10 protein-coding genes and 1 pseudogene are annotated in these 12573 nt (G+C 38.4%); 6 read left to right on the forward strand and 5 right to left on the reverse strand.

Features of this window, described 5'->3' with window-relative positions; all coding sequences use genetic code 11:
• Nucleotides 1-40 precede the first annotated feature (40 nt).
• From ISP73_00630 to ISP73_00655, 6 genes and pseudogenes are all read left to right on the forward strand, one after another.
• The gene (locus ISP73_00630) at nucleotides 41-688 is read left to right on the forward strand and encodes an HAD-IA family hydrolase (GenBank protein ID MBL6657093.1); all 648 of its coding nucleotides are present in this window, start codon (nucleotides 41-43) and stop codon (nucleotides 686-688) included.
• Nucleotides 689-808: 120 nt separating this feature from the next.
• Nucleotides 809-1504, forward strand: a complete 696-nt coding sequence (locus ISP73_00635) for an SIMPL domain-containing protein (protein ID MBL6657094.1) — start codon at nucleotides 809-811, stop codon at nucleotides 1502-1504.
• Nucleotides 1505-1565: 61 nt separating this feature from the next.
• Nucleotides 1566-2546, forward strand: coding sequence for an adenine-specific methyltransferase EcoRI family protein (locus tag ISP73_00640; GenBank protein ID MBL6657095.1), 981 nt, complete (start codon nucleotides 1566-1568; stop codon nucleotides 2544-2546).
• Nucleotides 2543-3639, forward strand: a pseudogene (locus tag ISP73_00645) (DUF262 domain-containing protein). Before ISP73_00640 ends, ISP73_00645 begins: the two are co-directional and overlap by 4 nt.
• 4 nt (nucleotides 3640-3643) lie before the next feature.
• Nucleotides 3644-4885, forward strand: a complete 1242-nt coding sequence (locus ISP73_00650; GenBank protein MBL6657096.1) for a site-specific DNA-methyltransferase — start codon at nucleotides 3644-3646, stop codon at nucleotides 4883-4885.
• Between the two features lie 9 nt (nucleotides 4886-4894).
• Entirely contained in the window at nucleotides 4895-6685 is a 1791-nt protein-coding gene (locus ISP73_00655; GenBank protein MBL6657097.1) for a DGQHR domain-containing protein, read from the forward strand.
• 55 nt (nucleotides 6686-6740) lie between these two features.
• Here the strand turns inward: ISP73_00655 and ISP73_00660 are convergent, their stop codons facing one another.
• From ISP73_00660 to ISP73_00680, 5 genes are all read right to left on the reverse strand, one after another.
• Complete coding sequence (locus ISP73_00660; GenBank protein MBL6657098.1) at nucleotides 6741-7409, reverse strand: DUF2461 domain-containing protein; 669 nt, start codon at nucleotides 7407-7409, stop codon at nucleotides 6741-6743.
• Between the two features lie 66 nt (nucleotides 7410-7475).
• Nucleotides 7476-8294, reverse strand: a complete 819-nt coding sequence (locus ISP73_00665; GenBank protein MBL6657099.1) for a DMT family transporter — start codon at nucleotides 8292-8294, stop codon at nucleotides 7476-7478.
• Between the two features lie 17 nt (nucleotides 8295-8311).
• Nucleotides 8312-9259, reverse strand: coding sequence for a methylmalonyl Co-A mutase-associated GTPase MeaB (meaB, locus tag ISP73_00670; protein MBL6657100.1), 948 nt, complete (start codon nucleotides 9257-9259; stop codon nucleotides 8312-8314).
• Nucleotides 9252-12248, reverse strand: a complete 2997-nt coding sequence (gene scpA, locus ISP73_00675; GenBank protein ID MBL6657101.1) for a methylmalonyl-CoA mutase — start codon at nucleotides 12246-12248, stop codon at nucleotides 9252-9254. Before scpA ends, meaB begins: the two co-directional genes overlap by 8 nt.
• Nucleotides 12238-12546 (reverse strand): septum formation initiator family protein, encoded by a 309-nt coding sequence (locus ISP73_00680; GenBank protein ID MBL6657102.1) that lies wholly within the window; start codon nucleotides 12544-12546, stop codon nucleotides 12238-12240. The genes scpA and ISP73_00680 overlap by 11 nt, the downstream gene beginning before the upstream one ends.
• Between the last annotated feature and the right edge of the window lie 27 nt (nucleotides 12547-12573).

Here is a 12573-nt window from a genome sequence, read left to right on the forward strand (position 1 = left end):
CTGTACGACTTAACCTCTCGTTAAAAGCTAAGGCTTAATTATGAAGAACCTCTTATTTGATTTGGACGGTACTATTATAGAACCTAAGGAAGGCATTTTGAATTCCATACGCCATACTGCCCAGAAAATGGGGGTGGTGGCACCCTCCGATGAAACGCTTCATCAGTTTATAGGACCGCCCATTATGGAATCCTTTCAGCATAAGTTAGGACTGACTTATGAGCAAGCCTTAGAAGCGGTGGGTTACTTCAGAAGCTATTACGCCCATACAGGCATACACCAAAACGCTCTTTTCCCTTATGTAGACGAATTGCTAAAGGCACTGAAAGTAGAAGGCTATACCTTATTCGTGGCGACTTCTAAACCCACACTTTTTGCCAAAGAAATACTCAAAGACCATCAGCTGGACACCCTCTTTGTAGAGATAGTGGGCTGCAATATGGACAATAGCCGCAGCGATAAGGCTGAAATCATAGCTTATATTGTGGAAAAGTACGGACTAGATGTATCCGAATGCCTGATGATAGGCGATACCAAATACGATATTATTGGGGCTAAGAAACACGCTATGCTATCGGTAGGGGTGAACTACGGACACGGCGATTTCAGTCAGCACATTCCACAGCATACCGTTGACAGTTGTGAGGAGCTAGAAGTATTAATAAAAAAATACTTTCCATTAGGCTAAAAACCCTATATTTGAGGAAAGCCGAAACCCCTCCTTTACCTTACCATTTTATGCAAGTTTTTTATTGAAGATTGACCCTCGCTAATTTTGGCTTGAGAAATTATTTTTATTTGAAAAAGCATGAAAAAACTGTACACTCTGCTCTTTATGAGCCTGTGCTTTTTGGCATTTAGCCAAGAGCAATTTCCATCCTTTATTGATGTTACCGGCACGGCCGAAATGGAAGTTATACCCGATGAAATTTACATTGCCATAACCCTACGTGAGCGTAGCGGAAACAGAGGCACACAGACGGTGCAAGAGCAAGAAAACGACCTTAAAGATGCCTTACGTTCCTTAGGCTTAGACCTCAAGCGTTTGGAGCTATCCGATGCCAATGCCGATTACATTTCTATACGTTGGTTGAACAAAAAGACCATTAGCCAAAGCAGTTACCGTTTTAAAGCCGAAGACGCCTATATGGTGAGCAAGGTCTTTGAGCAATTGGACAAGCTGAACATACAAGACGCCTACATTTCAGAGGTTAGCCATTCCAAGATAAAAGAGTACGAAAAAGAGGTGCGAATAAATGCCATAAAAGACGCTAAAGACCGTGCCGATTACCTCTTGACTGCCATAGACGAAAGAAGAGGAAAAGCTATGGAAGTGTATGAAAACAGAAGTAGCATACAGGCGGTAAGAAGAAAAAACGCTAGGCATCAGGTAGAGAGTAGTATTCACCAAATGGTAGATTTATTCAGTGGGGAAGATAACGGCCTACAATTCCAAAAGATTAAACTCCAAGCTTCGGTATTTGTGAAGTTTGGGATTGAATAAACACAGCAACCTTAACAATTCATTTCTGATAGCCCTCGAATAGGAATATTAAAGATGAGACATGACAAAAACATTAAACAAAAACTTGCACCTAGCAAAGAAAGGAAAGAAAGATGAGTTTTATACTCAACTGGCGGATATAGAAAATGAGCTTAAACATTACAAAGCACACTTTAAAGGTAAGGTGGTCTATTGCAATTGTGATGATCCACGCATGAGTAACTTTTTCCATTATTTCTCCTATAATTTTGAAGATTTAGGATTAAAAAAACTCATTTCTACCTGCTACCAAAACCAAAACCGAGATTTGTTTAGTTCACATGACTCTGAACGTGCTATATACTTGGAATACCATGGTGACCAAAACAACAATCGTGTTCCTGATATAGACGAAATTGGCGTACAATACCTTAAAGGCGATGGCGATTTTAGAAGTGCCGAGAGTATAGCACTTTTACAACAAGCCGACATAGTAGTAACCAATCCGCCCTTTTCATTATTTAGAGAGTACGTGGCACAACTCATACAACACAATAAAAAGTTTTTGATTGTTGGAAACCATAATGCCATAACTTATAAAGAAATTTTTCCTCATATAAAAGAAGATAGAATTTGGTTAGGTTACAAATATGGTGACATGTCTTTCAAAGTGCCTGTAAATTATGAACCTAGAGAAACTAGATTTTGGAAAGATGAAAACGGACAAAAGTGGAGAAGTTTTGGAAATATGTGTTGGTTTACCAACCTAGATATCGCTAAACGCCACGAAGACCTGATTTTATACAAAACGTATTCTCCTGAAGAATATCCTAAATACGACAATTACGATGCCATAAACATAAACAAAACCAAAGAAATACCTATGGATTATCCTGGTGCCATGGGCGTGCCCATTACCTTTTTGGATAAATACAACCCAGAACAGTTTGAGTTAATAGGTAGAATGACAACAACTAAAAAAGATGAATTCAATTATGGATATCCTTACATAAATGGAAAAAGAATTTATGCGAGAATTCTAATCAAAAACAAACGCTTATGAATATAGAACTGAAAGAAATTACCATTCGGGAACTTACCGAAGGTTATGTAGATAATCAAGAACAAGGTGTAGTGGGCTATGGTGGAAAATTGGATATTCGCCCTCCATACCAAAGGGAGTTTATCTATAATGAGAAGCAAAGAGATGCTGTCATTCATACCGTTAGTAAAAACTTTCCTTTGAATGTCATGTATTGGGCAGTTAATAAGGATGGTAATTTTGAGGTGATTGATGGGCAACAGCGCACTATTTCCATTTGTCAGTTTGTCAATAAAGAGTTTTCAGTGGTTTATGGCGATATTCCACAACATAGGATGTTCAATAATCTTCAAGATGATGAACAAGAACAAATCTTGAACTATAAATTAATGGTCTATTTCTGTGAAGGTACAGATAGCGAAAAATTAGATTGGTTTAAGGTTATCAATATTGCTGGAGCAAAGTTAACTGAACAAGAGTTGAGAAATGCTGTTTATTCTGGCTCTTGGCTTAGTGATGAAAACGCTATTTCAGTAAAGTCGGTTGTCCGGCTCAATCAATTGGTAGTAACTACTTAAACGGTTCAGCAATACGACAAGACTATTTAGAAACAGCTATTGATTGGTTGTCTGAAGGAAATATTGAGGTGTATATGGCAAATCACCAAAACGACCCCAACGCTAACGAATTGTGGTTGTATTTTCAGTCGGTTATTAATTGGGTGCAAGTGGTGTTTCCAAACTATAGAAGAGAGATGAAAGGCCTAGAATGGGGTGTGTTGTATAACAAATACAAAGACCACGATTTTAATTCTGCCGAATTGGAAAAAGAGGTGTCTCGTCTCATGCTAGACGATGATATTAGCAAAAGAGGTATTTATCCATATCTCATTACGGGCAAAGAAAAGCACTTGAGTATTCGAGCATTTTCAGAGGGGCAAAAGCGTAAAAGCTACGAAAGACAAAAAGGAATTTGCCCTATCTGTAAGGAACACTTTGAAATTGGTCAAATGGAAGCCGACCATATTACACCATGGCACGAAGGGGGTAAAACCATTGATGAAAATTGTCAAATGCTCTGCAAAGAAGATAACCGAAGAAAAGGAGGGAGGTAGGAAAATGAATAATATAATTTATAATGAGGACGCAAGAGAACTCTTATCTATAGTTGATGAAAAGATAAAAGTAAAGACAACAATTACATCACCTCCCTACTATGATATGAAAGATTACGGCTCAAGTAATCAGGTTGGATATGGACAAAGTTATGAGGAGTATCTAAATGATCTTAGTTTAATTTTTGAAAGTGTGTTTAAGATAACAGAGGAAAATGGCACACTTTGGATAATTATAGACACATTTAAGCGAAATAATCAAGTTGTCACTTTACCATTTGACCTCGCAAATAAATTAAAAGAAATTGGATGGTTGCTTCAGGATATCATAATATGGAAAAAAGATAAAACAGTTCCTTGGTCTAACAATGGTTTTATGCAAAGAAAATTTGAATACATACTTTTTTTTTCAAAATCAAAAAAAATTAAAATTAATAAAGACAGAGTTAGAGTTTTTGATATGACTAAATTAAAAAAATGGTGGATTAAATTTCCTGAAAGGTATAACCCAAATGGGAAAGCCTTAGATGAAGTATGGGAGTTTCCAATACCAACTCAAGGCTCTTGGGGAAAGGAATACATAAGACATTTTTGTCCTTTACCGCAAAGTATGGTAGCAACAATGATTCAAATAAGCTCAGATGAAAATGACACTATTTTAGATCCTTTTGCAGGGACAGGCACAGTACTTTCACAATCTGCATATATGAAACGGAATTATATCGGTTTTGAATTAAATAAAAAATACATTTCAATGTTCGAGGAGTATTTAGAAAAAACTTTTTCTAAATATAGAAATGAATATGAGATATTATCTGAAAGCAAAGATCAAAGAAATTTTGAAAAGCAAATTCTCAATTTAAGATCTTTAAAATTTGCCAGAGTACTAATAAAATGTATTGAAAGTAAAACAGAGTTAAATAATTTCAAAATTTTTGTTACTCCCAAAAAAGTAAGTAAGCTAAAACACAAACTACTTAAAGTAGAATATCAAATTATTGGACAAATAGATGAAGCTGTTTTTATGAAAGAAATAAAAGAGTTAATCGACAAAACACCATTATCGAAATTTGGTATTGAACCAGTGTTCAAATTTATAGAGTTTAAAAAATTCAACAAAAAGCATCATTATGGCTACACCAAATCTAATACTTATTCATTTGTAAAAAACTCCAATCTTAATTCCCAGAAAATAAGAGTTGTAAGCAAAATTTGTGTTGACTTAAATGAAAATGACTACCTATAAATTTTTCGTATGGTAAAAAGAAAAACTAGAAAAAAGACTACTAGAAATAAACTTTCTCCACAAGAAAAAGCTTTAAGGAAAGAAAAGAGAGACCAAAGAAATGAAATATCAACTATTTTAAAAAATATTGGATTTCAAAGATTGCCATACATAGATGGAAAACACTTTGAGTATGATAATCGAAAAACGGAAATGGATGATATTTTTATAAATGAAAATATCATCCTACTTGTGGAGTATACTATTGGCAATCCAAAATATCATTTATTTACAAAGAAAATATTCTATGATAAAGTAAATTCTAACAAAAGAGCTTTTATTGCTTTTTTATTAAAAGAAGAAAAATTAAAAAGCTTCAAAAAATATTATGATGAGAATATTGAAGGAATATATTCACAAAATGAATTAAGATTACAAATCTTATACTGTTCAAAAAAAACCATCTCAGAGGAGCATAAAAATACCGTGTCAAATGTATATTTTTTTGATTATCACATTGTACAATATTTTAAGAGCTTAACTAAAGCTATTAAAAAATCTAGTAAATATGAATTTATGGAATTCCTTGAAATTCCATTCGAAGATTTTGGTTCAAATATTAAAAATTCTTCTTCAAGGAATTCACAAACCTTTAAAGGCAATATTTTGCCCGAAGAAAAAAGTAAATTTGACGAAGGATATAAGATTGTTTCATTTTATATAGATGCAGAATCTCTATTGAGAAGATCTTATGTTTTAAGACAAAATGGTTGGAGAGACATAGAAAATGTTGGACATTATCAGCGCATGCTAGAAAAAAGTAAAATATCTAGTATGCGAAGGTATTTATCTGAAAGAAATAGAGTTTTTATTAATAATATAATAGCTACAATATCTACAGATAAAATCAAACTTTATGATAAAGACAATAATCACTTGATAATTGGTAATAATGGTCAGTTTATAGGAGATAATTCAACAGAAATATCACCTACGAGAATAGAAATTAACGATTCATGCAATATAATTGGTTTAATTGATGGTCAGCATAGAACATATGCCTACCATGAAGGGGATGATCAATTTGAAGATAAAATTTCAGAACTAAGAACCGTTCAAAATTTATTAGTTACGGGAATATTATTCCCTAAGAATGAGACCAAAGTAAATAGATTGAAGTTCGAGGCTAAACTTTTTTTAGAAATTAATACTAATCAGAAAAATGTTCCATCTCAAATTACTCAAGAAATTGAACTAATGACAAGTCCTTTTTCTACTATTGCTATTGGAAAAAGAATAATGTTAGGTTTAAATAAAAGTGGTCCTCTCGGAAATATGATTGAACAATACTGGTATGAAAAAGGGAAAGTTAAAACTGCTTCAATTGTTAGTTTTGGTTTAAGACCACTAGTAAAAATTGAGGACTTAAAAGCAAGGGATAGTCTTTTTGTCATTTGGAATAATCCCGATAAATATAAATTGAAGCAAAAAGATAATAATGAGTCTGAACTACTTAATGAATACATAAAATTTTGTGTTGAGAAAATCAGAGATTTATTAATCGCTTTAAAAATTAATTTAGACGATGATCAATGGGAAACATATAGTCACGGAAATCCCAGAGGATTACTTTCAGTGATATTTGTAAATGGCGTATTGAATGTTTTAAGATTATTAATTAAACATAACAAAGTTTCAACATTAGAAAATTATAAAATAAAATTAGAAAACATTAATAAATTTGATTTCAAACAATTTAAATCAAGTCAATATAGAAAACTAGGAGAAGCTATTTTTAATCAATACTTCCAACTTGAATGATAAATATTGCTATCCCCACTAACACGAGCATCTTGCTCGTGCTACATAAAATTCCTTAAAGCAGACTCTCCCCATCCGCGTTAGTGGTCAGCACGGCACTCATAAAATCCACAAAGGGGCGTACGGCTTGTAGGGCACTATCTATTTGGTCTATAAAGTTTGGGCTGCTAACATCTTTCTCTGTATAGCGTTTCATAAAAATATGCTGCTTATGGCGCAATAAATCAATATTGGGGTGGTCTTTGGCAAAGCCCTTGGGGGTTGTTTTTACGGCGTCGCCTTGGAGTTCGCCCCACACGCTTTTAAAGTTAGGGTCGTTTATAATGTTGCGGTATTCATCGCCATCCACGGCCAGTTCTTGGCGAATACGTTTTAGGTCGTCTGGGTTGGGGTCCCAAAAGCCACAGGCCAAAAAAATATCATTGGGTTTTAGGTGCAAATAATAGCCGCCGCGCAGCTCGGGTTTGCTGCGTTGCCACGCCATACCAAAATGGGTTTTGTAAGGCGTTTTGTCTTTGGAAAAACGCACATCTCGGTAAATGCGAAAGACCTTAAAACGGTCTATGCTATCGTGCTTATTGAGTTTTTCTTCTAAAGCAACACCAAACTGCTTTACAGTGGCTTCTAGGGCTTTAAACTCAGCTTTATGCGCCTCAAACCACTCTCGGTTGTTGTTTTGTTCCAGTTGTCTAAAAAAAGAAAAAATGTCAGGGGTCAGTTGCATGCCTTAAAGATAAGTATTTTCAATCAATCATTAAAAAACGAGTCCTTACTATCGCTAGTGCCTTGTTCATCTCTGGTTAACTCTCTTTTTCCAAAGGTTCAGTACTACTCCGGCAATTACCATAGCAATACCGATAAGGCTCATGAGTCCGTAGCTTTCTCCAAACACCAAGTAGCCAATGGCTAGAGCGTAAATGGTACCTACATATTTCAAGCTAATCATCTTATTGGCTATGCCACTTTGTATGCCTTTGGTCATGAGCAGTTGAGCCACTTGGGTAAACAGTCCCATAAGTAGGAGGTAGAGCCAGTCTGTGCCTTGGGGAGTTACCCAATTAAAATAGCTCAGCACCGACATAATGGGAATGGCCACCAAAGGAAAGTACAAGACCACCACTAGGGGGTGTTCGCTGTCTTTGAGTCGGCGTATGCAGGTATAGGCCATACCCGAGAACATGGCAGAGCAAATGCCTATCAGCATAAAGGTTAGCGAAATACGTTCGTCAAAGCCCTTTATCATGGCTACCCCAGCAAAGGAAATACCAAAAAATAACCACTGTTTGAGGTGCATTTTTTCTTTTAAAAAAATAGCAGCAAAGAGGGCTGTAAAGATGGGTGAGAGGTATTGTAAAGTTACCGCACTAGCCAAAGGGATGTTCTGCAAGGTGTAGAAAAACATCAGTAGGGCGGATGTGCCAAAGATGCCACGCATGAGGAGTACCTTACGGTTATTCCCTAAAAGGGGAATATTTAGATGGCGTAGCATAGCCACACTCAACACTATGGAAATGAGGGAACGGAATAAAATCAGTTCGTGTGCCGGAATATGGGGCAAAAATTTCACGCAAATTTGCATGAGGGCAAAGGCTGCCGTAGAGCCTAGCATGTAGAGAACGCCCTTTTTCACTTAAAGAGCTGATCTAAGGCTTGTGAGGGCGTCCATTTTCCTTGACTGACCTCTTCTTCCAATTGCTTAATGCGGCTTTGGTGTTGGTGGTAAAAATCGCTTTCTAGGCGTTCCTTTATCATATGGTGTAGCCAGTAGCGGTTTTGCTCTTGGCGTTTACGTTCAAAATAGCCTCTGTCTTTTGTCCACTTTTGGTAGTCGCACAGGATGTTCCAAGTCGTGTCTATGCCTGATTTTTCCAGAGCTGAGCAAATACCCACTTGAGGTATCCATCCGCTATCGCTAGGCGGAAAGAGGTGTAAAGCCGTTTTGTATTGGGCTTGGGCTTTTTTGGCAGGAAGGAGGTTGTCCCCATCCGCTTTGTTGATGAGTAAGACGTCTGCCATTTCCATAATGCCACGCTTAATGCCTTGCAGTTCGTCACCAGCACCCGCAAGCATAAGTAGGAGGAAGATGTCCACCATAGAATGCACAGCCGTTTCGGACTGTCCTACGCCAACAGTTTCTATCAGTATCACTTCGTAACCGGCGGCTTCGCAAAGGAGTATGCTTTCTCTCGTTTTTCGAGCTACACCACCTAAAGAACCAGCCGTAGGCGAAGGACGAATAAATGCCAACTCATCTACCGAGAGTTCGTTCATGCGGGTTTTATCGCCTAGGATACTACCGCCTGATTTTTCACTAGAAGGGTCAATGGCCAAAACAGCCACTTTCTTGCCTTGAGCAGTGAGGTGCTTGCCTAAGGCTTCTATAAAAGTGCTTTTTCCAACACCAGGAACGCCTGTAATGCCAATACGCAAGGATTTACCACTGTGGGGCAGAAGGTCTTGCAAAATGCTCTGAGCCTCTTGCTGATGAGCCTCTAGGGTGCTTTCCACTAGAGTAATGGCTTGTGCCAATGCCGAACGTTTGGTTTGGACTATGTCTTGGCTGAGCTTATGCATCGAGCAGTTGTTCAATAATGTTAATGGCCGCTTCGGCAATAACGGTGCCAGGGCCAAATACGCCACTGACGCCAGCCTCAAATAAATAGTCGTAATCTTGCTGAGGAATGACTCCGCCAGCCACGACTAAAATATCGTTTCTTCCCAAATCTTTTAAAGCCTTAATTACTTTAGGGACAAGGGTTTTGTGTCCGGCAGCTAAAGAAGATATACCGAGTATATGCACATCGTTTTCTATGGCCTGTTTGGCAGCTTCTTGTGGGGTTTGAAACAAAGGACCCATGTCCACATCAAAGCCTAAGTCGGCAAAAGAAGTGGCTACGACTTTAGCCCCTCTGTCGTGTCCGTCTTGTCCCATTTTAGCTACCATAATACGTGGTCGTCTGCCTTTTTGTTGGGCAAAAGTTGCGGTGAGGTCTTGGGCTTTTTTGAAATGGGGGTTGTTGTCTATTTCCATCTTGTACACTCCTGATATCGAATTATTTTGAGCTTGATAGCGTCCAAAAACGCTTTCACAAGCATACGAAATTTCTCCTAAAGTAGCCTTGTGTCGTGCGGCTTTCACGGCTAAATCTAAAAGGTTGTCCTCGCCACTTTCACAGGCTTGAGTAAGGGCTTTTAGGCTTTGCTGAACAGCCGCTTCATTCCTTTCGGATTTGAGAGCTTCTAGCCGTTCTATCTGGGATAGTCTTACGGTAGTATTGTCCACTTCGAGGATATCCAGTGTTTGGTCTTCCTCTTCAATGGTGTATTTGTTAACGCCTACTATGGTGTCTTTGCAACTATCGATACGGGCTTGTTTTCTTGCGGCAGCTTCCTCAATACGCATTTTAGGTAAACCTGTTTCTATGGCTTTTGCCATACCGCCTAATTCTTCTATTTCTTGAATGTGTTGCCATGCCTTTTGGGCAATGTCGTGGGTCAGTTTTTCTACATAGTAGGAACCACCCCAAGGGTCAACGCTTTGGCACAAACCAATATCGTTTTGAAGGTATAGCTGTGTATCTCTAGCAATCTTAGCCGAAAAGTCGGTTGGTAAGGCAATGGCCTCATCCAAAGCGTTGGTGTGTAAGGATTGGGTGCCACCCATTACAGCCGCCATGGCTTCAATACAGGTACGGCTTACATTATTGAAAGGGTCTTGCTCGGTCAGGCTCCATCCACTGGTTTGGCAATGCGTTCTGAGTGCTAAGGATTTTGGATTCTGTGGGTTGAATTGCTTAACGATTTTTGCCCACAACATCCGTGCGGCCCTCATCTTGGCAATTTCCATAAAGTGGTTCATGCCAATGCCCCAAAAGAATGACAGGCGAGGAGCGAAGGTGTCAATATCCAGTCCGGCAGCAATGCCTTTACGGATGTATTCTAAGCCATCGGCTAGGGTGTAAGCCAGTTCAATATCGGCAGTAGCACCGGCTTCTTGCATGTGGTAGCCAGAAATACTAATACTGTTGAACTTGGGCATTTCTTTAGAAGTGTATTCAAAGATATCTGAGATAATACGCATAGAATGTTTGGGCGGATAGATGTAGGTATTTCGCACCATAAACTCTTTGAGGATATCGTTTTGTATGGTTCCTGCCAAATCCTTTTTATCGACACCTTGTTGCTCGGCAGCCACAATGTAAAAGGCCATAATGGGCAATACCGCACCATTCATGGTCATAGAGACCGACATTTTATCGAGGGGAATACCATCGAATAGGATGTTCATATCTTTAATGGAGTCAATGGCAACACCGGCTTTGCCAACATCGCCTTCTACGCGTTCGTGATCGGAATCGTAACCACGGTGTGTGGCGAGGTCAAAGGCTACCGAAAGTCCTTTTTGTCCGGCTTCTAAATTTCTTCTGTAAAAAGCGTTGGAGGCTTCTGCAGTAGAGAAACCTGCGTATTGGCGAATCGTCCAGGGTCGGCTTACGTACATGCTTGAGTAAGGTCCTCTGAGGTTGGGGGCAAGCCCAGCACCAAAGCCTAAGTGTTCTAAATCTTTGAGGTCTTCATAGGTGTAGCGTGCTTTGACGTCTATCTGTTCAGCCGTTTTCCAAGGTGGATTGATGTCAATTTCTATCAAGGTGTCCTCTCTATGGCCTTTTAAGAATTCTTTGGTCAGTGCTTCTATGTAGTAACTTCCTGCACTAGGGTCTTGCACCTTTCCTAAAAAGCTTTCTTCCAAAAGGATGTGGTGCTGATTTCGTGCCAATCGGTTGGAAAAGTCGTTAGGTGCTTCAAAGGATTGATTGTAAGGGCGAATCATTAGAGCGTTACAGCCACCAAAAATAGCGGACATACTTTCGGTAGTGGTACGTAATAAATTCGTGTAAGGCTCTTCGCTTTCTTTGTTGGAAAGGCTCGTCTGCGCGAAGATATTCGGTATGCTTTTAAAGTGCGTTTCAAATAGAGAAATAAAGGCCCTCATTTTAGCTATTTCCTTGAAGTAGTTACTACCAATGGTAAAGATGTATTGGGAATTAAAAAGCCCTTCTTTTACGGCTTGATGAATATCTTCAACAACTACTGAATGGTAAGCGAATTGAGGGAGGTTACCTTCTTCTTGTCCAAAAAAGCTGCCGTTTATATCTTCAGGGTCTAAGCCTCTTTCAGTGACCAATTCTTCCCATAATTTAGGGATGTCACTGGAGTAATTTTCAAAGTGAACTTCTATGTGCTGTATCAAAATATCTTTGAACAGATTGGGCAAATCGGTGGGATTGGAAAAGCATAGGGCATTCATGCCGTTGTTCAGTGCTTCCAAAGCCTGTCGGTTGCCTTCTTTGGCATTGCTGCCATCAACCCATTGTACATTCATCCATTTGTGTGGAGAGGATAGAGGCTTAAAATGCTGGTGTGTATCGCAATGGTAAAAAGGAAGTGTGCCATCATTACTTGTGAGGTCTTCAAAGGTTTTTCCCTTTAAGTCAGTTGTTAATTTATCTTTCCATTCTTGAGTACTAAGGGAGTCGAATTCTGAAAATAGTTTATTCATCATCTTTAATGATTACAATTATATCTTCGTTTTCTTTTTTCATGAGGTATTTTTCACGGGCAAACTTTTCTTGGGTCTCGGTATTATTGGTGAGGTCAAAAAGAGCAATGCTGTCTTTTTCAATTTCCTTGAGGTAGTATTCTTTTTGCTCTTCCAAATCATCAATTTCAGATTGAAGTCGGGCTTGTTTTATCCAGTTGTTGGAATCAAAAAAAGCCATCCATATCAATAAAGCTAGGGTCACCAGAACAAATTTGTTCTTAAGGATAGGTGGTAATTTATCGTAGTACTCCTTTAGCATGTTACCAAAAGTAAAAAAAAACCTTGG

The sequence above is a fragment of the Flavobacteriales bacterium genome (assembly GCA_016779935.1).
Classification (GTDB): domain Bacteria; phylum Bacteroidota; class Bacteroidia; order Flavobacteriales; family UBA7312.

What these genes read in the sequence shown, in the direction of transcription:
- ISP73_00630 (MBL6657093.1), top strand. Translation starts at nt 41, where the DNA reads ATGAAGAACCTCTTATTTGATTTGGACGGTACTATTATAGAACCTAAG.
- ISP73_00635 (MBL6657094.1), top strand. Translation starts at nt 809, where the DNA reads ATGAAAAAACTGTACACTCTGCTCTTTATGAGCCTGTGCTTTTTGGCA.
- ISP73_00640 (MBL6657095.1), top strand. Translation starts at nt 1,566, where the DNA reads ATGACAAAAACATTAAACAAAAACTTGCACCTAGCAAAGAAAGGAAAG.
- ISP73_00650 (MBL6657096.1), top strand. Translation starts at nt 3,644, where the DNA reads ATGAATAATATAATTTATAATGAGGACGCAAGAGAACTCTTATCTATA.
- ISP73_00655 (MBL6657097.1), top strand. Translation starts at nt 4,895, where the DNA reads ATGGTAAAAAGAAAAACTAGAAAAAAGACTACTAGAAATAAACTTTCT.
- ISP73_00660 (MBL6657098.1), bottom strand. Translation starts at nt 7,409, where the DNA reads ATGCAACTGACCCCTGACATTTTTTCTTTTTTTAGACAACTGGAACAA.
- ISP73_00665 (MBL6657099.1), bottom strand. Translation starts at nt 8,294, where the DNA reads ATGCTAGGCTCTACGGCAGCCTTTGCCCTCATGCAAATTTGCGTGAAA.
- meaB (MBL6657100.1), bottom strand. Translation starts at nt 9,259, where the DNA reads ATGCATAAGCTCAGCCAAGACATAGTCCAAACCAAACGTTCGGCATTG.
- scpA (MBL6657101.1), bottom strand. Translation starts at nt 12,248, where the DNA reads ATGATGAATAAACTATTTTCAGAATTCGACTCCCTTAGTACTCAAGAA.
- ISP73_00680 (MBL6657102.1), bottom strand. Translation starts at nt 12,546, where the DNA reads ATGCTAAAGGAGTACTACGATAAATTACCACCTATCCTTAAGAACAAA.